Source organism: Flagellimonas aequoris, from assembly GCF_003584165.1.
In the GTDB taxonomy this organism is placed as follows: domain Bacteria; phylum Bacteroidota; class Bacteroidia; order Flavobacteriales; family Flavobacteriaceae; genus Flagellimonas; species Flagellimonas aequoris.
The window spans coordinates 1-20,753 of the sequence record NZ_QXFJ01000010.1; the positions used below are offsets into that span (position 1 = coordinate 1).

Genomic DNA, 20,753 nt, shown 5'->3' on the forward strand with positions numbered 1-20,753 from the left:
TGTATGTTGTACCCCACAACTACCTTACTGTTTGATAACTTAACCTGACAAGGCATGAAAAGACTATGCTTGTACCCCATCGGGCTGCTGATGTTCCTTCTTCTGTTGAACGCATGTAGCCCTGGGGAGACACCGCCCCAAGAGGACGACCCAAAAGAACAGGACTCCATTCCATTAGATATCTCACTGGAACAGATGTCACTGCAGGATCTGAATGACGAACCTGTTCGTACGGCGATTTCCCGCTTGTCATCAATGGGCGGGACAACGACTTCCAAAAACATGGGTTCCGATCTTTATGGTTTTACCGTGGACACTTCCATGGTAAAGGTCATTACGCACGATGATGTGACATCCTATACTTTTCCGATAAAAAGGGACCGCAACGATGGCAGTTTCTTCGAGAACCTGGTGCTACAGCGGAATCCATCGGGCAACCTGCAGGCTTTTCTGGTCAGGTACCACCTAAAGGATGGTATCCGTGCCCTTGCCGAACACGGCTCCTTTTCCTTTGAGGGGAGAAGGGAACTGTTCTCCTTGGACCTGGAAAGACTGGATGTTGGCATTGTTGAAAAGAACGACACTTGCTATGACGTGGTGGAATTATGGTGCCACTTTGGGGGGACCGATCACCCCGCAGGGGAGATGTGCATTTTGGAGGCACAGCTCACGGGCGACGACCGGCTCTTCTACAAGGAATCCATGGTCTGTTTGATTGGGGGATCCGGTAGCGGCATTCCCGGGGAACCTGATCTGGGAAATGGGGAGGGCGGCAACGGTGGCGGGGCCGGGTTCGAGGACCCCTATATCATCACCGCGCCCACAAATGTCTCCCTCTACGAATTTCAGCTCAAGGAATTTGCCAGTGGAAAGCTGTCCCAAGCAGAAAGGGGATATTACAATTCCGACTCCAACATCAAGAACATCGTGGACGGATACCTGATCGACAACGGGGTCACCAACCTGGCCATGTTCAAGGCCAAGAACCACCTTTCCCTGGGACACGACCTCTCCCTAACGCCCCAACAGTTCGTATGGTATTTCCAGCACAGGGACTCCGGTGAAGTCGAGGACCTGAAGCAGTACCTGCAAGATCAGTCCAACTCCGCAAAGGCAAAAGCATTTGGGAAGGAGAGCATAAGCGCATGGATGGATAACGGAGAAGTGGATTTTGAGGAAGAGATCATTTATGATGCGGAACTGCTGGACTGTCAAAAAGCAATCTTGCAAGACCTTAAAAACACTCCTGAAAGTAGAATATCCGAAATTCTTAATGATTTTTCCGGGGAAACCCAGGGTTCAAGAGACTATGGTTGGAGAGTTAAAACAGCCTATTTGGGTTCTGGAAAAGAGAATGCAAAAACAACTTTCTTTCTAACAATTGCTGAGACAAAAATCAACAATGACAGAATGAAAGATGCCACCGACCTTATGTTAGCTGCCACATTTATTCATGAGGCCATACATGCTTGGTTGGGCTTTCATTTTAACGATGACCCAAACAGTGTTTATGAAGAATATGAAGTGTATTATAATCAATACATTTCCCAACAAGCAACCCCTAACAATATAGGGCATGACGTTATGGCTGACATTCTGAGGAGTAAAATAAGTAATGCCCTTAAGGCTTACGGAGAAAGTAAAGGGTATGCTTTAGACGATTTTGTATATGAAGCCTTGGCTTGGTCTGGTCTAACAGAAAAAGAAGGTCCAAATAATATAAATAATATTCATCCAAAGTTTGTTGAATATGTTCCTAACCCAGAGGTTCGTTCCAAAATACTTAACATTTTGCATGCCGAAACGCACAATCAAATAGGGTTTGGTAATGCCATGCCACAAGGTCAACAAGCGTGCAATTAAAATATATAAACAATGAGAGGTTTAATTTTACTTCAAACAATGACTGTTCTAATATGCTGCAACCTGCAATGCAATATTCAAGAAATATCAGAAGAATATAAGATTGTGAATGCTGCATTAAAAGATTATGCTGCCACCTATAAATTCAAGTTCATCGAAGAAAGTAATAACGATGATTTAGCCTTTTGCTTTAAAGCCTACATTAACACATATAAAAAATTTATGGAAACGGGTAATAAAAGGCCCGCACCAATGGTCAAAAAAGGAACCGAGTGGATTTTGAATCAAGGCGATATAGATTTCATACTGCATGAAATGAATCGAGATACTTTCAAAATAAAATGGGATAGAAACAAGATAAAAGTCCGCCAAGCAATCTATGAATCCGAAAAAAGGACAGTTCAGATAAGTGTTTCAAAGCCTTTTTTGAATATGGATAAAACTAAGGCTGTGATATTTCTAGATGAGGTTTTGCCACCATATAATGGTTATGGCTATTTATTATTGTTAAAAAAAGTAGAGGGCGAATGGCTTCCTTGTGGAAAAATTGATTATAGAGTTTCATAAAATGAAAGTTTTGAGTTGCCAATGCTCAATCAAGAAGAACCAGATAACGCTAGGGTGGACGTATTCAGGAATTGGATAAAAAATGCCATTAAGGCATATGGTGAAAGTAAAGGATATGTGATCGATGATTTTGTCTACGAGGCCTTGGCTTGGGGCGGATTAACTGAAAAAGGCGATTTGGTTCATCCAAAATTCATTGAATATGTACCAAACGCAAACACACGCTCACAAATTTTGAATATTTTGAATGCAGAACGATACAACCAAATGGGCTTTGGCATTGCGGTACCAAAAGGGCAGCAGGCCTGTAATTAAATATTAGGATATGAAGTATTCAGTATTGTTGATTGTAGTTGTGCTTTGGGGTTGTAAAGTCCAAAAAATAAACGATTTAGCCGAAGAGTATAAAATTGTGAACCTTGTGCTTAAGGAAGTACATGTAAAACAATTTATACTATATGATGAAAACTACCTTGTAAATTATACAACACCTGATTTCAATGCCTACATTGATTGGTATGATGAATTTCTGGAAACAGGGAAGATCACATCTATGGCAAGTAGGGATATTGAATGGATTTTGGATTATGATGATATTAAGTTCATTTCCAAAAAGATAAAATCGGATACCATTAAAACCAAATGGGACAGGAAACAAATAAAGAATCCGAATCTAATCTATGCCTCGGACCGTCCTGATTTGGTTGAATCATCAGATTTGCCCAGACCACCAAGGGTTGAACTATCAAAAGCCTATATAAATAAGGATAGGACCAAGGCAATGATCATCAGGATTATTGGAGGGAACGGATTTTTGATTTTGGCTAAAAAGGTTGATGGTAATTGGCAGCTCTGTGGTGAAATCGAGTATATGTTTTCTTGAGATGAAGATTAATCCTAATAATACGTATAAAACAAATAAGGCTTCCTTCGGGTGGCCTTTTTATTTTTCTGCCATGGTGGATAAAGGCTTTTACGTAACTTGTAGCCACCTAAACAAGGATTAAAAGAACACGCACCGATTGAATCCGTTAAAGAGGCTCTTTAAGCAGACTTTTATCTATGGCCTGGCCACAGTGATGCCACGGGTCATTTCTTTCTTCTTGCTGCCGCTATACACCGCTGTGTTCGAGAATGCATCGGGTTACGGACAGTATACCAACATTTATGCATGGATTGCTATTTTCAATGTGTTCCTGGCCTATGGGATGGAAACCGCTTTTTTTCGCTTTTATCACAAAAGAGAGGATAGGGACAAGGTTGTTTCCACTTCGTTGATATCCCTTTTAGCTTCATCCTTGGGTTTTTTGATTTTTGCCCTTGCCGTAAAACAATGGTTGTCGTCAGTCACCGATATCAACCCGGATTACCTCAAATTCACTACCTATATTTTGGTTTTGGATGCCTTGGTCATCGTTCCCTTTGCTTTGCTAAGGGCAAACGAAAAACCCATGCGGTATGCCATTTTAAAAACATTGAATGTGGCCATCAACTTGGGATTCAATGTATTTTTCCTTTTGATGCTTCCTGAAATGGCTGAACAAGCGGGAGCAGGATTCTTTGCCTCGATTTATAAACCCAATTGGGAAATCCATTATGTACTGATCTCCAACGTTATTGCCAGTGGCATTACGCTGTTGATCTTGCTTCCGATGTATTTTAAGGCATCGTACAAGTTCGATTCCATCCTTTGGAAACAGATGATGAAATATGCCGGGCCGGTAATGGTCGCCGGTGTTGCTTTCACCATAAACGAGGTGCTGGACAAGATTTTGTTGACTCAATTGTTACCTTCGGATATTGCCGAAGCGGAAGTGGGCAAATATGGGGCCTGTTATAAATTGGCGCTGTTCATGACCCTTTTTGGTACCGCATTCCGAATGGGAGTGGAGCCTTTTTTCTTTAGTCACGCCAAAACCGAAAAACCACAAAAAACCTATGCCCAGATTACCAATTATTTTGTGATTTTGGGAAGCATCATTCTGTTGGGGGTCATTGCTTTTGTGGATGTATTGGGCAAATTGCTCTTGAACAATCCTGTGTATTGGGAGGCGCTGGATGTGGTTCCCTTGATTCTTTTGGGCAGTTTCTGCTTGGGAATCTATCACAACCTATCCGTTTGGTACAAGGTAACGGACCAAACCAAGTTTGGTGCCTATATTTCATCCATTGGCGCACTGATCACTTTGATCATCAACATCGGTTTTATTTCCAAATTTGGCTATATGGCTTCAGCCTGGGCGACTTTGGCCGCCTATGGCAGCATGATGCTTTTGTCCTATTACTTTGGGAGAAAGTACTACCCCATACCGTACAACATGCGCAAAATTCTGTTCTATCTTACGGTTTCCATTGTGTTTTCTATTCTGTCCTTCTATGTTTTTAATAGAAATTTAATAGCAGGCAGCATACTACTTTTGCTATTTTTGGGGTTAGTGTATAAGATGGAGGGGGATAAATTAAAAAGCATTTTTTTAAAGCGTGGAAATTAAAGTCATCAATAGATCTGGGCACACATTGCCCCATTATGAAACTTTGGCTTCCGCAGGAATGGACCTAAGGGCCAATCTGGAAGAACCAATTGTTTTGAAACCTCTGGAAAGAGCCATTGTACCTACCGGTATTTTTATGGAGTTGCCCATAGGGTATGAAGCCCAAGTAAGACCGCGTAGTGGATTGGCAGCCAAAAAAGGCATCACGGTGTTGAATGCTCCTGGTACCATCGATGCCGATTATCGGGGAGAAGTGGGTGTAATATTGGCCAATATATCTTCTGAGGACTTTGTGGTTGAAAACGGGGAACGCATTGCCCAACTCGTCATCGCCAAGCATGAACGTGCCATTTGGGTAGAAGTGGACGCCCTTTCTGATACTGCAAGGGGCGAAGGAGGGTTTGGGAGTACCGGCACTAAGTGAAATAAATTCCTGCGAAGGCAGGAATCTCTTAGGGAAAGAAACCAAACGAAACCTTAGGAGGAGGGATAATTAGGTTCTATTTGAATTATGAAGATTTGGAATGTCTATATAATGACCAATAAGCCAAATGGAGTACTTTACATCGGCGTTACTGATAATCTAGATGAAAGAGTTAAGGAACATAAGCTAAAAGTCTATCCACAGTCTTTTACAGCAAAATACAATTGTGATAAATTGGTTTATTTTGAAGAGTTTGAAGATGGTTTGGAAGCTGTAGAGCGAGAAAAACAAATGAAAAAATGGAAAAGAGATTGGAAAATCAATTTAATTGAAGATTCTAATCCTAAATGGGTTGATATCAGTCTTAACTGGAAATTGAATTTTAATAAATTAAGATAGGCCTTTTTATAAACAAAGTTTAACTGTTAAAAGAGACACCTGCCTTTGCAGGTGTGTGACATATGAAAATAATCGTACCCATGGCGGGAAGAGGATCCCGATTGAGACCGCATACCTTAACCATTCCTAAACCATTGATTCCTGTGGCAGGAAAACCGATTGTGCATCGTTTGGTGAGCGATATTGCCAAAGTGTTGGGAGAGCCCATTACGGAGGTTGCCTTTATTTTGGGAGAGCCAGCCTTTTTTGGTGATGATGTGGTGGAAAGTTTAATGGAACTGGCCGCTGAACTGGGTGCCAAAGGTTCCATTTACCGGCAGGACCAACCTTTGGGTACCGGTCACGCCATCATGAGCGCCAAAGAATCCTTAAGTGGACCTGCCGTGATTGCGTATGCCGACACCTTGATCAGGGCCGACTTTGATCTGGATAAGTCCGCCGATAGTGTTATTTGGGTGAAACAGGTCGATAGACCCGAAGCGTATGGCGTAGTAAAACTGAACGGGGATTCCGAAATTGTGGAATTGGTGGAAAAGCCAAAGGAGTTTATTTCCGACCTCGCCGTAATCGGAATCTATTACTTCAAGGACGTGAGCGTGCTTAGAAATGAACTACAACATGTCCTCGATAATGATATTACCAATGGAGGGGAATACCAGATCAATGATGGTATCAAAAGGATGATGGAAAAGGGCATGAAATTTGTTCCAGGTAAGGTGGACGAATGGATGGATTGCGGCAACAAAAATGTGACCGTGGAAACCAATCAGAGGATGTTGGGCTTTTTGGAAAGAGAAGGCGAAAATATGATCTCGGATTCCGTAACATTGGAAAATGCCAATATCATCGAGCCATGCTATATTGGTAAAAACGTGGTACTTAAAAATACTACGGTTGGGCCTTATGTATCCGTAGGTGACAATACCGTTTTGGAAAATTCCACTGTAAAGAACAGCATCATCCAGAACGAAAGTAAAATATACAATGCCAACCTCGATAATGCCATGATTGGCAATTATGTGGTTTTTAATGGTAATTTTGAGTCCATTAGCATAGGGGATTATTCCGTTTTGGAATAACTTCGATACGATTTTTGAACAGATGGGGACCTGAATGATATGAAAAAGATGTTTTTTCTTTGGATGGGAGTTGCAGTGTCAGCAATGACATGGAATACCTCCTATGCCCAAGAAGAACAGGAAAGTGCCGAGGTATATCTTGAAGAATATACCGATGAGTTTCAAGAAAACTTTTTTGAGGCACTCAAGCAAAAAGGCATCCAAAACTACGACCGCGCCATTGATCTGTTCTTAAAATGTAAACAGCTGGATCCCAATGACGATGTGGTGGACTACGAATTGTCCAAAGCATATTTGCTGGACAAGAAATTCGTCCAGGCCCAGGAATATGCCATTGAAGCGCTTCTTGCCGAACCTTCGGATTATTGGTATTTGGACAATTTGGTTTCCGTGTTGGAACAACAAGGAAGTCCTTTGGAAACCATCAAGGCACAGATTCCATATGAAAACCAAAAGTTGAGGGAAAACCTGGCGTTGTGCTATTTCAAAAGAAAGCAATATGCCGATGCCCAAAAAATCTTGAAGGAATTGAACAATTCGCCCTTGGCATTGGAATTGGGGCGAAAAATCAATGATTCCATCCAAGGGGAAAGGGAAAAAACCGCTGTTCCGGTTGTGCAACAAGAGGAAAGGGATACAGATGACCCTGTTGCCCAGTTGCGGACGCAGTTGGAAAAACTGTTGGCGGCTTCGGATTACAAAAATGCGTTGACGGTATCTAAGGAGGCGTTGGACACGTATCCGTTACAGCCCTATTTTTATTTTGCTTATGGCACTGCCCTTAACAATACTTCTAATGCCAATAAGGCCATTGAGGTTTTGGAGAGTGGTCTCGATTATCTTTTGGAAGACGGACCTTTGCAGAACAATATGTACAGGGAACTTTCAAAAGCGTATACCCAAATTGGTAACACCCAAAAAGCGAACGAATATTTGAACAAGATAAATTCTGGATCATGATGATGAAGCGAAGAGTCAAATATATTAGAACCATGGGAATACTACTTCTCGTGCTTACCCTAGGAGCTTGTAAAAGCACCAAATCTGTTACTGGAGGCGAAGCAGATGCCAGGTTGTCCGCAAAAAATATCATCAACAACCATTATACCAACCAACCCCGTTTTAAAACGTTGAGTGGGAGGGTGAAGATTGATTATACCAACGGAGACGAGTCACAGGGCGTTAACGTTAGCCTTCGGATGGAAAAGGACAAGGTAATTTGGATGAGTGCTCCTCTTGGAGTGGTCAAGGTCCACATCACACCGGAAAAGGTTTCTTTTTACAACAAATTGGAAAACGAATACTTTGATGGCGATTTTAGCTATTTAAGTCATTTGTTGGGTACGGACCTCGATTTTGAAAAAGTACAGAACCTTTTGTTGGGCAATGCCGTGATGGATTTGAGAAAGGAAAAGTACAACTCCGAGATTTATGAAGGCAACTACCAACTAAAACCAAAAAATGCCCAGGAGCTTTTTAAGATCCTGTTCCAATTGGAACCGAAAAACTTCAAGATTGCGACCCAAGAAATTTCACAGCCCGAAAAAGCAAGACAGTTGAGCGCAAAATATACCTATCAGGATATTTCGGGGAACGTGTTACCCGATGAAATCCTGATTACAGCTGAGGAAGCTGGGGAGTTGACCAAAATCGACCTTAGTTTTCGTAACCTGGAATTGAACAAACCCATAAGTTTTCCCTACAAAGTGCCTAAGGGATTTGATAAAATTACATTAAAGTAATATGAAAGGTAGAATTTCATATTGTTTTTATTTTCTTATACTTACGATTTTCATATCGCAAAATTCCTTTGGCCAAACCAGTGAACAGAAATCTTTGGAGGCCAAACGGGAACGTCTTCAGGAAGAAATCAAGGAAATCAACCGTTTGCTCTTTGCCGAAAGGAAGGAAAAGGGGACCGTTTTGGATCAAATGGAGGCTTTGGACAATAAGATCAACGTGCGTCAAGAGCTTATTCGGGTCACCAACCAGCAATCCAATTTGCTCAATCGGCAGATCAATGTCAACATCAGGAACATCAGTAAATTAAGAGAGGATCTCAAGCTGCTTAAAGAAGATTATGCCAACCTGATCCAAAAGACCTATCAGAACAAATCGCAGAGCAATAGATTGATGTTCCTTCTTTCCGCCGAAAACTTCTTTCAGGCATTCAAACGCTTTCAGTACATGCAACAATATGCCAAGCACCGGAAGAAACAGGGTGAGAATATCATCAAAAAGACGGAGGAATTGACCCAATTGAACCAGGATTTGGTACGTCAACGCAAGGAAAAAGAGCAACTGTTGGCAGAAAACACCAAGGCGAAGAACGAACTTTCCAAAGAAATTGAATCTCAACGTAGTCTTTTAACAAGCATCAAGCAGAATGAGGCTAAATACACTGCTGCTATCTCCGAAAAGCAAAAGGAGGCCCGCAAAATTGATCGTGAGATAGAACGATTGATCAAGAGTGCGATTGTCAGTTCCAATAAAAGTTCGGGCAAGTCTACAAGCAGTGCCACTTTTGCTTTAACGCCGGAGTCCAAATTGGTCGCCGATAACTTTTCCGCCAACAAGGGAAGGCTCATTTGGCCTGTGGAAAAGGGTATCAAAAGCCAAGGTTATGGGGTATATGCTGACAAACTGTATCCGGGCATCAAACATCAGAACAACGGGGTTACCATCACCACTGACAAAGGCAGCAAGGCCAGGGCCATTTTTGAGGGAGAGGTCATTGCCATCCTTTCTGTTCCCGGAGGAAACAAAGGGGTTCAGGTAAAGCACGGAAACTACATCAGTACCTATTATAACCTATCCACGTTGTATGTAAAAAAAGGGGACAAGGTTACTGCAAAGGATATCTTGGGTGAAATAGATACCAATCGGTTTGATGGCACTACCAAATTGAAGTTTTATCTTTATAAAGATTCCAATCGCCTGAATCCTGAGGATTGGATCTATCAACTATAGCTTATGAAAAAAATTACAGATTTACAGGGGACCTTTGAACTGCACAACGGGGTCCAGATGCCCTATTTTGGGTTAGGCGTATATCTATCCAAAGATGGAAACGAAGTGATTCATGCTGTTAAGGAGGCCTTGGACCATGGCTATCGCCATATTGATACCGCTGCTATATACAACAATGAAGAAGGAGTGGGAACCGGTATCAAGGAAGGCAGTGTAGACCGAAAAGACGTTTTTCTGGTCAGTAAGGTCTGGAACACGGACCAAGGATACGATTCCACCCTAAGAGCCTTCGAGGCTAGTTTGGAACGGTTGGGAACCGACTATTTGGATCTTTATCTGATCCATTGGCCCAAAGGCGATCTATCGAAGGAAACCTGGAAAGCAATGGAAAGACTTTACAAAGAGAAACGGGTAAGATCCATTGGGGTCAGTAATTTTTTGCAGCACCATTTGGAAGATTTGTTGACTTCCGTAGAAATTGTTCCCATGGTGAACCAAATGGAGTTCCATCCTTATTTGGTGCAACAAAAGCTGTTGGATTTTTGCAATGCGAACCATATTCAATACGAAGCTTGGTCCCCATTGATGCAGGGTAATATTTTTGATTTGGACATCATGAAGGATTTGGCCGCCAAATACAACAAGACCATTGCACAGATTGTATTGCGATGGGACCTCCAAAAAGGCGTGGTCACCATTCCCAAATCGTCCAAAAAGGAACGCATTATTGCCAATGCAGATTTGTTCGATTTTGAGATCAGCGACGAGGATGTAAAACTGCTGGACAGCCTGGACAGGGGCAAACGATTTGGGCCAGACCCCGACAATTTCAATTTTTAAATATTAGGACAAGAACAGGGCCTTCAGTTCCGTGGCATCTGAAGGCTTTAATTTGCCGGCCAGCACCAAGCTCAATTGCTTTCTTCGGAGTGCTGCGGCAAAACGTTCCTTCTCTAAATCGGTTTTGGGCTCCAAAGGTGGAACTTCGGTCGGTTTTCCGGTATCATCCACCGCTACAAAAGTATAAATGGCCTCGTTGGCCTTAGTGCGCTCTCCTGTAAAGCGATCCTCGATCCACACATCGATAAAGATTTCCATGGAAGTTTTGAAGGCACGGGAAACCGCAGCTTCCACGGTGACCACGCTACCCAAGGGAACGGCACGGTTGAAGGCCACATGGTTTACCGAAGCGGTCACCGTAATCCTTCGGCTATGCCTACGGGCCGAAATACTGGCCGCTCGATCCATACGGGCCAATAGTTCCCCTCCAAAAAGATTGTTGAGTGGATTGGTTTCACTGGGAAGGACCAAATCGGTCATGATGGTTCGTGATTCACTTGGAGTTTTAGCGCGCATACCTATACATTTTGCGCAAAGATATTGAAGTGGGGAATGGTTTTAAAAAAACGGGGATTATTTCTCGGAAAGCAACCAGGCGTCCCTTGAATCTGTGGCCTTTACCTTTTTCAGAAAGGCAAGGGCTTCCTTGGGGTCGTCAAAGCTGTCATAGGCCACTTGGTGGAGACCATAACGGTTCACACCCAAATAAAAGGCATTGAACCCATTTTCCTTGAGCTGGGCCACCTTTTTCTCGGCGTTCTGTTCTTCACGAAAGGCGCCGGCGATCACATGGTGCTTGCCCAAATGCCGTTTGGTCACCTCAATGTTTACGGCTGGCAGTTCCAATGGTGCACTTTCAAAGAAAGTGGCTTCTTGGATTAAGCGGGAAACTTCTTGTTGGGCATCCTGTTGCGCGGCAACCTGCTTTTGCTGTAGATCTCCGTAAGTACGATAACCGGTTACCCCTAATGAAACGGCTAACAAAATAACCGCGGCATATTTCAACCAAGGCCTGAACGAAGTGGTTTCCCTTACTTCTGGAGTGATGATGAAAGGAATTTTTTCTTCCAGTTCCTGTACCTCTTCTTTTAGCACTTCACGCTGGATGGGCGTCGCGGCAAAGGAAGAAAGTCCAAAAGATGAGGTAAGAAAATTGATCTTGTTCTCTGGTTGAAACTGGATTTTTTGGTCCCTGTTGTGGAAAAGTTTACCAATACCGTATAGTTCAATGCTCTCCCCATAGCTCAATCTCTTGTTCCAATCTTTGGAAACATCTTCCACTTCTTGCAACATTTCCTCATATCCCAACTTTTTTTCCTTGGCGATATGCGACACTAAAAGTCCATCATTCTTGGAAAGCTGGGCATTAAAGGATATGGTCTTGGAAGGGGGGATCAAGGCGTTGGTGGCCTTGTCAATTTCCGCGGATTTACCATGTGCCAAGAAAGCCCCGAAACCGGGCACTACGACACAATTATACTCGAACAACAATTTTTCTATGTAAGAATCAATCCGCATAGCCACAAATATTGTAAAAAATGAAAGAGTACAAAATAAGCCGAATAACTTTTTATTAACATTTGAAAATCTGTATTTTGTGGACAACTTTGACTCCCAAATCAAATGACTGAACCTGAAATTATTGCGGCCCTGAGGCTGCAATCCATTCCCAATATTGGCGATATTACCGCAAAGAAATTAATTGCCCATTGTGGAAGTCCAAAAGCGGTTTTTGAGGACAAATTGCACCACTTGCTTAAAATTGATGGTATTGGCAGACAGACCCTAAAGGATTTGTTCGAGCCCGGATATCTTGATGAAGCTGAAAGGGAACACCAATTTTTATCCAAGGAAGGTATTACCCCTCTTTATTTTATGGATGAAGGATACCCCAACCAATTGAAGCATTGTGTGGATGGCCCCATTTTGTTGTTCCAAAGGGGAAATATCGATTTGAAACACCGGAAAATCATTAGTGTGGTGGGAACAAGGAACGTGACCAATTATGGAACATCGTTCTGTGAAACCTTTATCGAGGAAATTGCGCCTTTGAATCCCGTAATTGTGAGTGGCTTGGCTTATGGGGTGGACATGGCCATACAGAAGGCCGCCATGGACAAAGGTCTACAGACCATTGCCTGTCTAGCCCACGGATTGAACCAAATCTATCCGAAGGCCCATAAAAAGTACAAACAATCTATTGAGGAACATGGAGGTTTTTTGACGGAGTTCTGGAGTACGAGTCAACCCGATCGGGAAAACTTTTTGAAACGGAACCGGATCATTGCCGGAATGAGCGAAGCTACCATTGTGGTGGAGTCGGCTGAAAAGGGAGGCAGCCTCGTCACCGCGGATTTGGCCAACGGGTACAATCGGGAGGTGTTCGCGGTACCAGGAAGGGTATCCGACAAATGGAGTAAGGGTTGTAACGACCTCATCAAACAGCAAAAAGCCCATATGTTGACGTCCGCAGCGGAGCTGATTTATCTTTTGGGATGGGATTTGGATCCAAAAAACGAGAAAAATCCGGTGCAAAAACAGCTGTTCGTCGAGTTGGATCCAACAGAACAGTCTATCTACTCGTATTTACAGTTGAACGGGAAACAGTTGCTGGATACCGTGGCTTTGGAGTGCCAACTGCCCATTTTTAAAACTTCGTCCACATTATTGAACATGGAAATGAAGGGTGTGATCCGTCCATTGCCGGGTAAACTGTTCGAGGCGATTTAAAGCTAAGTAAAATGTCATGCTGAACGAAGTGAAGCATTTCTTTTTGGCCTTTGTGTGAGATTCTTCGTCTTCACTGCGTTCCGACTCAGAATGACAGTAAGGGGTGATTTGATAGTTGAATGTCATGCTGAGCGAAGCGAAGCATCTCAAATAAGCATTAAAACTTTAATGATGGGTAAATACTATGTCTACATTTTAACCAATCAATACAAGACAGTACTTTATACAGGAGTGACCAATAATTTAAAACGAAGGTTGGTGGAACATGATGAGAACATTCGTTTGATAAAAACCACTAATCCAGATTTTGAATTTTTGGAGGACAATTTTCTTTTTTGACCTTGATGTCATGCTGAACGAAGTGAAGCATTTCTTTTTGGCCGTTGTGTGAGATTCTTGATGTCCACTGCGTTCCGACTCAGAATGACAATTGGGAAGGATTTGTCTGCACATGTCATGCTGAGCGTAGTGAAGCATCCCATAATCGTTGATTATATGGGATTCTTCGTCTCCACTTAGTTTCGATTCAGAATGACAAGCCGAACATTAATACCCCAACTTCTCCCGAACTCTTGTTAAAACCTCATGTGCCACTTTTCGGGCTTTTTCGGCACCAAGAGATAGGGCGTCGTCCACTTCATTCAAGTGGTTCATGTAGTATTCAAACTTTTCGCGAGGCTCTTCAAACTTCTCAACGATCAGTTCATACAACGCTTGCTTGGCATGGCCATAGCCATAGTTTCCGGCCAAATAATTGGCACTCATTTCCTCGATCTGTTCTTGGGAAGCCAAAAGTTTGTATAGAGCGAAGACATTGTCCTTGCTTGGATCTTTAGGGTCTTCCATAGGGGTACTGTCGGTAACAATGCCCATAATCTGCTTGCGTAATTTTTTATCCGGTTGGAAGATATCGATGAGATTGCCACGGCTCTTGCTCATTTTTTCACCATCGGTGCCGGGCACGTACATGGTCTGCTCGTGTACCTTGGCCTGTGGCAACACAAAGGTCTCACCCATTTGGTTGTGGAACCTGGAGGCCACATCGCGGGTCATTTCCAAATGTTGTAATTGGTCTTTTCCAACAGGAACGATATCGGCATCGTACAACAAAATATCCGAGGCCATGAGCATGGGGTAGGTAAAAATACCGGCATTCACATCGTCCAAACGGTCGGCCTTGTCCTTAAAGGAGTGGGCCAACGTCAACCGTTGATAAGGAAAAAAGCAGCTAAGGTACCAAGCCAATTCAGCGGTTTGAGGAATATCGCTCTGACGGTAGAAAACGGTTTTTTCAATATCCAGTCCAAAAGCCAACCAAGCAGAGGCAATGGCATAGGTGTTCTTTCTTAAAAGCTCCCCATTTTTGATCTGGGTGAGCGAATGCATATCGGCAATAAAAAGAAAAGAATCATTTTTGGGATCCTGCGCCATCTGAATGGCAGGAACAATAGCTCCCAAAATATTCCCCAGATGGGGCACCCCTGTACTTTGTATTCCGGTCAGAATTCGGGCCATGCTAAATTTTTGCCCGTAAAAGTAAGCATCCCTTGGGTATAAAAAAAGTGGTCAGAACAGCTACTTTTATGTCGTTGGTCGAAGGATGATTGTTCTTTGTTTCCAAAGCCGTTCAAAAAGGCTACTTTTAGCGCATGCTTCATATCATCAAAAGCATTGGGCAGGTTTTGTACCGGGTTTGGTTTTATGTTCTTGTGACCATTCCTATTCTTCTATTTTTTCCGTTTTTGCTTTTGTTGACCTTTTCAGAAAGCACCTATCCCCAATTTTTCTGGACAGCGCGTAATCTTTGGGCGAGACCAATTTTGTACGGAATGGGCTGTTTTCCCAAAATTGTAAGGGAACAACGTATGGTAAGGGGAAAGAGTTATATGTTGGTTGCCAACCATACCAGCATGTTGGACATTATGCTGATGCTAGTGGTGAGCCGGAATCCGTTTGTGTTTGTGGGCAAAAAGGAATTGGTCAAGATTCCCATTTTTGGGTTTTTCTACAAAAGGGTCTGCATTATGGTGGATCGTGACGATATCAAAAGTCGCACCGGGGTGTACCGAAGGGCCCAGAAACGACTGGATCAAGGATTGAGCATCTGCATATTTCCGGAAGGCGGGGTACCGGATGAGAAAGTGGTTTTGGATGAATTTAAGGATGGTGCCTTCAAAATGGCCATTGCACATAAAATCCCTGTTGTACCCATAACCTTTTATGATAACAAAAAGCGTTTTTCCTTCACTTTTTTTAGCGGAGGCCCAGGAAGGGTGAGGGCCAAGGTCCACCAATTTTTTGAAACAGGGATCTTGAGTGCAGAAGACACATCGACCCTAAGACAAGAAGTGCGGGATGTAATATGGAAAGAACTTACCGACCCCAGCTGGCCATGAGATCAGATAAGGTTCGGTAGCGTTAAGGACGTTTTTCTATACTGTTCCTTGCCATTGGTAATCGTCTGGGTCTGGTTTTGGATGGCATATCCCTTTACTGTGTTGAGTAGTTCGATTTGGTCCTGCCATTTTAAGATGCTGGCCCGATATTCCGGTTGGTTGGAGATATCGGAATCCAGATCACGATATTCAACCTCGATTACAACCTCGGTTTCTGATGCACTGAACAAAATATTGAAATGTTGCCCTTTGTGTTGATTGAACATGGAGTGTTCGATGATGTTCTCAAAAAGGGTGTGGATGACAAAAGACGGGATGATGGCCTCCTTCAATTTTTCAGTATTTTTCTCCAAGGAAATGGTATATTCAAAGGAATCGTCATAGCGCAATTTTTGCAGTTTTAGGTACCAGTGCAACATATCGATTTCATTATAAAGGGATACGGTATCCTTATCCAATTGCTTCAGATAAAACCTCATGAGCCTGCTAAAGGTGGACAAATACTCCAAGGCAAGTTTCTTTTTCTCGGAGGTCACAAAATATTGGATGGCATTCAACGAGTTGAACACAAAGTGTGGGTTGAGTTGGGAGTTGAGGGCGCGAAGCTTCAGTTCCAACATCTCCTCACGAATTTTTAAGAGCTTTTCCTGTTTTTCTGCCAGTTCCTTATTGGCCCGGACACTTTTGATCTTAATGGCGCATATGGAAGCCACCGCGGTGAGCATTTTAAGGTGATGGGGGGTAAAGAACCCGACTTCCGGATGTTCGCAGTCTATTACCCCATAGACTATGTTTTCATGGGCAATGGGCACACAGATTTCGGAAAGCCGGTTATCGTCGTCCTCTATATACCGCGGGTCGTCTGAGGTATTGTTGATGATTTCTGCCCTACCGGTCTTGGCAACCGCCCCGGTAATACCATAGCCCAAGGCTATTTCCAGATGGTTGAAAAGCGTTTTGTCCTTTGGGTTTTTGGGGCCATAGGCAGCCTTTTGGACAAGAATATCATTTTCGGGATCAAGCAGATAGATGACACAGTCTACAAATCCGAGTTTGGAGATGCAGTTTTTGGCCAGATCCCAAAGAATATCATCTTCATTTTCCTTGCCTAAAAGAGATTCGGAAAAATAGATGAGAATATCTTCAAACGGTTCACTTATCAAAATGGATGAGGTTAGTATTCAAAATTAAAGTAATAAAAATTTAATTATGAATGTCTTATAAAAAAAGTGCCCCGTTCTGGCGGGGCACTCAAGTGATTGTCTAAAGGGACAATCTTCCTAACCAACATTTTATTTCCTAAAACTTGAAGCTGATACCACTGTATACGCCAATGGTAAAAGGGCGGAAGTCCCCAGCAGTTTTGGAAAAGGTGTTCAATTGATATTTAAATACGGGTTCAATGCTCAACTGGAGCTTTGGTGCAAAATTGTAATTGAGCCCCATGCCCACATTGGCACTGAAGTTCGTGGAATTCACGTTATTGGCCTCACCCACTTCGGTAATGAGCTCATCGGATTCCAACAAAACGGAATTGTCCACCAAAAACAGGGAGCTTACCCCGCCAATAAGGTCCACCCCGAATTTTTTGTCCACTAGGGCATAGTTCAGCTCCAGCGGAACTTCAATATATCCCAGTTGCTGTACCATTTTGCCATCCAGGGTAGGGGCCTCGTTCAAGGCAGTTTCCTTGGAAGTGGCATCGGATAGTGCGTCAGCCGGACTTTTTTTGCTCTGGACCACAATGTTTTCCGAGGTTTCGCTGTAATTGATATTGTCGAATTTTTCACTCGAGGCCGATCGCAGGGTAGACGAGAAAACCACATCATTGGTGTCGTATCCATAGTTCACTTTGTGGATACCGGAACGTATTTTCAGTTTTTTGCCAATCTCATAACCAACGGTAAGCCCATAACTTAAGTTTAGGTTGCCCGATTTGGAGTTGGAGGCAAAATCGGGATCTATGGGAGAACCATTTCCAGACGCACTAAAGTATACCGGAGCTATGGAAGGGCCAACGGACCATTTGCCAGATGTGTTCTGGGCCACGATTTCCTCTTCCTCCTCCTGCTCTTTGATGGCATCAAAAATGGATTTCTTTTCCAATTGTTCCTCTTTCTTCTCGTTCAAGGCAATAATCTCTTCTTCTTTATCCTGATTTAGGGTTTCTGATACGCGTTCTTCTTTTTTGATGCCATTGTCCGCGATAGCTTCGTTGTTCTTGGCCAGGTTCCCAGAAAGCTCGTCTCTGTTTTGAATCTGTTCTTCTGGGTACTTGGATTCTTTATTCCTATTGTCATTCAGGGCAACAGCATCTTTTTCTTTTTGCACTTGGGCTTTGGGATTGGTCAACGCATCATATGAACTGCGATTCTTGTTGGTCTCTGCAACCTCTTCTTTGGAAGATGGAACGTTTTCAACCTCAGAGGATGTTGTGGTCGGATTAACTTGTTCCGATGTGCCTGCCACACGTTCTGTTTCCGAAATACCGGAAGAATTTTGGAAATCCTTGACATCACTCCCATTTGGATCCTGTTGGGTAGGTTCAACAGGGTTTTCCGTGTCCGTAATAATCTGATTGTCCACTTGCTCCTTGTCGAGCGGATTGATCAGGAAGAATAGGATGGCCAAGGCAGCGGCAACGCCGCCAAGACGCCACCAAATCGGGATGACCCGTTTCTTTTGTTTCTTTTTGTCCAAAGACGACTCAATGGATTTCCAGACTTTTTCATCCGGTACTTCCTGAAAATTTTGGAAGGTGTCCTTGAACAATTGCTCTAAATTCTTTTTCCCCATCGTAAATCTATTTAAGCAATGTTGATTTTGGTTTTTTCTATTTTTTCCCTCAGAATCGTTTTGGCCCTTGCCAAGTTGGATTTTGAGGTTCCAGTGGATGTCCCCAACATCTCACTGATCTCTTTATGGCTATAGCCGTCCAGAACGTATAGGCTGAAGGTCAACCTGTACTTGTGCGGCAAATCCTGTATATGTCCCAACAATGTGGACAGGCTGATATCGGTCTGCTCCGTATCGACCTCCACATCATCTTCAATGTTTTCAGAAATCACGTTGAGGTGTTGTTCCTTTCGGTATTTCTGAAGGACCGTGTTCACGGTAATGCGTTTCATCCAACCCTCAAAGGAACCTTGGAAACCGAACTGATCTATTTTCTCAAAAATGGTCATAAAACTATCGTGCAGATTATCCTCCGCCTCCGTTTTATTCTTGGAATACTTGAGGCACATCCCGAAAAGAATACCGGAATATCTCCGGTATAGCTCGGCCTGCGCCTGTCGTTTGCCCTTTTTGCAGTTATCTATCAGTTCTTCCAGATCCAAATGTTGGTCAATTTTGGATTGTTGTTTTCTAGTTTGTCGGCTCTGCCTCTGTTACGGGAATGGTATATTCCACAAAGGTGGCGTTCCCGTTTTCATCGTCGCCGGTATAAAATCTAAAATGATACTCATTGGTATAAATCACACTGAACTTTAATGTGGCTACAACTTCCTCAATAGCTTCGGTACATGCCCTGTCCTCATCAGTGAGAACAGAACCGATTGCCACAATATCCCTATCGGTCTCAGCGGTTTTGGTCACGTCAAAACCCTCAAAGAAAGTACATCCATTGGGTCTTAGATAGGTAACATCGATGTCATAGGTTTTACCGAACTCAAAAGATTCAGGAACATCGGCTTCCACAACGTTAAGGGAAGTGAAGTAAAAATTGGGGGAATCATCATCCAGATTACATGAGCTGAACCATGAGCATGCCACAAACAATAATATGGGCATTAACACTTTTTTCATAATCTAATCCTTTTTATTCCCTAGATGTGCAGTAGTGGCAAGGGTTGCGTAGGATTTTCAGAACCAAATGTCTATTCGCCCAAAAATGGAATCAGCTTTACGCCTTGACAGCGGTAATGGCCTCTTTGATTTTGCTCTCCAACTCATCGGACAGTTCGGGATTGTCCAATAAAAGGGCTTTTACGGCATCCCTACCCTGGCCCAATTTGGTGTCACCGTAACTGAACCAAGAACCGCTTTTTTTCACGATTTCGTAAGCCACCCCCAAATCCAGAATTTCCCCGATTTTTGAAATGCCTTCGCCATACATAATGTCGAATTCAGCAGTTTTGAACGGTGGGGCCACTTTGTTCTTGACCACCTTTACTCGGGTTTTATTTCCTTGTACCTCCCCGTCCGTGTCCTTGATCTGGGTAGACCTTCTAATATCCAAACGAACAGAGGCGTAGAATTTTAAGGCGTTACCACCGGTAGTCGTTTCAGGGTTGCCGAACATCACACCAATTTTTTCGCGCAATTGGTTGATAAAGATTACCGTACACTTGGTCTTGCTGATGGTGGAGGTCAATTTTCGCAAGGCTTGTGACATCAACCTAGCGTGAAGACCCATTTTGGAATCCCCCATCTCTCCCTCGATCTCGCTTTTTGGTGTCAACGCAGCAACGGAATCCACAATCACGATATCAATGGCACCGGAACGGATCAGGTTATCAGCAATTTCCAAGGCCTGCTCCCCATGATCGGGTTGTGATATGATCAGGTTGTCGATGTCGACCCCGAGTTTTTTGGCATAAAATCGGTCAAAGGCATGTTCCGCATCAATAAATGCGGCAATGCCACCAGCCTTTTGTGCTTCGGCAATGGCATGAAGGGTAAGGGTGGTTTTACCGGAAGACTCGGGACCATAGATTTCGATGACCCTCCCTTTGGGATAACCCCCAACACCAAGGGCAATATCCAATCCCAACGAGCCCGAAGAGATGACCTCGACATCCTCAACTACACTATCGCCCATTTTCATTACCGCCCCTTTGCCATAAGTCTTGTCCAACTTGTCCAGGGTTAGTTTCAGGGCCTTTAATTTCGCTTCTTTCTCGTTGCTCATGGTTCAAATGATTAGGAAGGCTAAAATACCATTTCTTTCTACATACGACAAAAGGCACGCAACCTTTTTAATAACATCGTA

At 43.2% G+C, this 20,753-nt stretch carries 23 protein-coding genes; 15 read left to right on the top strand and 8 right to left on the bottom strand.

Features of this window, described 5'->3' with window-relative positions; genetic code table 11:
- The first annotated feature begins 54 nt into the window (after positions 1-54).
- From D2U88_RS04060 to D2U88_RS04115, 12 genes are all read left to right on the top strand, one after another.
- Complete coding sequence (locus tag D2U88_RS04060) at positions 55-1,863, top strand: hypothetical protein (protein WP_119639030.1); 1,809 nt, start codon at positions 55-57, stop codon at positions 1,861-1,863.
- A 12-nt stretch (positions 1,864-1,875) separates the two neighbouring features.
- A complete protein-coding gene (locus D2U88_RS04065; protein WP_147378522.1) occupies positions 1,876-2,430 on the top strand; it encodes a hypothetical protein in 555 nt (184 codons plus the stop codon).
- 21 nt (positions 2,431-2,451) lie between these two features.
- Positions 2,452-2,745, top strand: a complete 294-nt coding sequence (locus D2U88_RS04070; protein ID WP_119639032.1) for a hypothetical protein — start codon at positions 2,452-2,454, stop codon at positions 2,743-2,745.
- Positions 2,746-2,755: 10 nt separating this feature from the next.
- Positions 2,756-3,313 carry a hypothetical protein gene (locus D2U88_RS04075; protein ID WP_119639033.1) on the top strand — a complete coding sequence of 186 codons (558 nt, stop codon included), beginning with the start codon at positions 2,756-2,758 and terminating at the stop codon, positions 3,311-3,313.
- A 139-nt stretch (positions 3,314-3,452) separates the two neighbouring features.
- Positions 3,453-4,922, top strand: coding sequence for a lipopolysaccharide biosynthesis protein (locus D2U88_RS04080; RefSeq protein ID WP_119639034.1), 1,470 nt, complete (start codon positions 3,453-3,455; stop codon positions 4,920-4,922).
- On the top strand, positions 4,912-5,346 hold the full coding sequence (gene dut, locus D2U88_RS04085; RefSeq protein WP_119639035.1) for a dUTP diphosphatase: 435 nt from the start codon (positions 4,912-4,914) through the stop codon (positions 5,344-5,346). Before D2U88_RS04080 ends, dut begins: the two co-directional genes overlap by 11 nt.
- A gap of 87 nt (positions 5,347-5,433) precedes the next feature.
- Positions 5,434-5,745 (top strand): GIY-YIG nuclease family protein, encoded by a 312-nt coding sequence (locus D2U88_RS04090; protein ID WP_182859096.1) that lies wholly within the window; start codon positions 5,434-5,436, stop codon positions 5,743-5,745.
- 62 nt (positions 5,746-5,807) lie between these two features.
- Positions 5,808-6,824 (top strand): sugar phosphate nucleotidyltransferase, encoded by a 1,017-nt coding sequence (locus tag D2U88_RS04095; protein WP_119639036.1) that lies wholly within the window; start codon positions 5,808-5,810, stop codon positions 6,822-6,824.
- Positions 6,825-6,863: 39 nt separating this feature from the next.
- Entirely contained in the window at positions 6,864-7,784 is a 921-nt protein-coding gene (locus D2U88_RS04100; protein WP_119639037.1) for a tetratricopeptide repeat protein, read from the top strand.
- A 32-nt stretch (positions 7,785-7,816) separates the two neighbouring features.
- The gene (gene lolB1 / locus D2U88_RS04105) at positions 7,817-8,566 is read left to right on the top strand and encodes a lipoprotein insertase outer membrane protein LolB1 (RefSeq protein WP_235855719.1); all 750 of its coding nucleotides are present in this window, start codon (positions 7,817-7,819) and stop codon (positions 8,564-8,566) included.
- A 1-nt stretch (position 8,567) separates the two neighbouring features.
- Positions 8,568-9,794, top strand: coding sequence for a murein hydrolase activator EnvC family protein (locus D2U88_RS04110; RefSeq protein WP_119639038.1), 1,227 nt, complete (start codon positions 8,568-8,570; stop codon positions 9,792-9,794).
- Positions 9,795-9,797: 3 nt separating this feature from the next.
- Positions 9,798-10,634, top strand: coding sequence for an aldo/keto reductase (locus tag D2U88_RS04115; RefSeq protein ID WP_119639039.1), 837 nt, complete (start codon positions 9,798-9,800; stop codon positions 10,632-10,634).
- A gap of 3 nt (positions 10,635-10,637) precedes the next feature.
- Here D2U88_RS04115 and D2U88_RS04120 read toward each other — a convergent pair whose 3' ends face one another.
- Positions 10,638-11,150: an acyl-CoA thioesterase gene (locus tag D2U88_RS04120; RefSeq protein ID WP_119639040.1), complete on the bottom strand. Its 513-nt coding sequence runs from the start codon at positions 11,148-11,150 to the stop codon at positions 10,638-10,640.
- A gap of 57 nt (positions 11,151-11,207) precedes the next feature.
- Positions 11,208-12,152 carry an HU domain-containing protein gene (locus D2U88_RS04125; protein ID WP_119639041.1) on the bottom strand — a complete coding sequence of 315 codons (945 nt, stop codon included), beginning with the start codon at positions 12,150-12,152 and terminating at the stop codon, positions 11,208-11,210.
- A gap of 105 nt (positions 12,153-12,257) precedes the next feature.
- Here D2U88_RS04125 and dprA point away from each other — a divergent pair, with 105 nt between their 5' ends.
- Together dprA and D2U88_RS04135 are read left to right on the top strand one after the other, a co-directional pair.
- Positions 12,258-13,364 (top strand): DNA-processing protein DprA, encoded by a 1,107-nt coding sequence (gene dprA / locus D2U88_RS04130; protein WP_119639042.1) that lies wholly within the window; start codon positions 12,258-12,260, stop codon positions 13,362-13,364.
- 171 nt (positions 13,365-13,535) lie between these two features.
- Positions 13,536-13,703 carry a GIY-YIG nuclease family protein gene (locus D2U88_RS04135; protein ID WP_417935268.1) on the top strand — a complete coding sequence of 56 codons (168 nt, stop codon included), beginning with the start codon at positions 13,536-13,538 and terminating at the stop codon, positions 13,701-13,703.
- Between the two features lie 207 nt (positions 13,704-13,910).
- On the opposite strand, the gene trpS is transcribed toward D2U88_RS04135, so the two are convergent.
- Complete coding sequence (trpS, locus tag D2U88_RS04140; RefSeq protein ID WP_119639044.1) at positions 13,911-14,879, bottom strand: tryptophan--tRNA ligase; 969 nt, start codon at positions 14,877-14,879, stop codon at positions 13,911-13,913.
- Between the two features lie 134 nt (positions 14,880-15,013).
- Between trpS and D2U88_RS04145 the strand changes: the two genes are divergently transcribed.
- Positions 15,014-15,760 carry a lysophospholipid acyltransferase family protein gene (locus tag D2U88_RS04145; RefSeq protein WP_119639045.1) on the top strand — a complete coding sequence of 249 codons (747 nt, stop codon included), beginning with the start codon at positions 15,014-15,016 and terminating at the stop codon, positions 15,758-15,760.
- A gap of 2 nt (positions 15,761-15,762) precedes the next feature.
- Here D2U88_RS04145 and D2U88_RS04150 read toward each other — a convergent pair whose 3' ends face one another.
- From D2U88_RS04150 to recA, 5 genes are all read right to left on the bottom strand, one after another.
- On the bottom strand, positions 15,763-16,923 hold the full coding sequence (locus D2U88_RS04150; protein ID WP_235855720.1) for a histidine kinase: 1,161 nt from the start codon (positions 16,921-16,923) through the stop codon (positions 15,763-15,765).
- A 136-nt stretch (positions 16,924-17,059) separates the two neighbouring features.
- The gene (locus D2U88_RS04155; RefSeq protein WP_119639047.1) at positions 17,060-18,556 is read right to left on the bottom strand and encodes an outer membrane beta-barrel protein; all 1,497 of its coding nucleotides are present in this window, start codon (positions 18,554-18,556) and stop codon (positions 17,060-17,062) included.
- Positions 18,557-18,567: 11 nt separating this feature from the next.
- Positions 18,568-19,098: an RNA polymerase sigma factor gene (locus D2U88_RS04160; RefSeq protein WP_119639048.1), complete on the bottom strand. Its 531-nt coding sequence runs from the start codon at positions 19,096-19,098 to the stop codon at positions 18,568-18,570.
- Between the two features lie 28 nt (positions 19,099-19,126).
- Positions 19,127-19,567 (bottom strand): hypothetical protein, encoded by a 441-nt coding sequence (locus D2U88_RS04165; RefSeq protein ID WP_119639049.1) that lies wholly within the window; start codon positions 19,565-19,567, stop codon positions 19,127-19,129.
- A gap of 97 nt (positions 19,568-19,664) precedes the next feature.
- Positions 19,665-20,672: a recombinase RecA gene (recA, locus tag D2U88_RS04170; RefSeq protein ID WP_119639050.1), complete on the bottom strand. Its 1,008-nt coding sequence runs from the start codon at positions 20,670-20,672 to the stop codon at positions 19,665-19,667.
- Between the last annotated feature and the right edge of the window lie 81 nt (positions 20,673-20,753).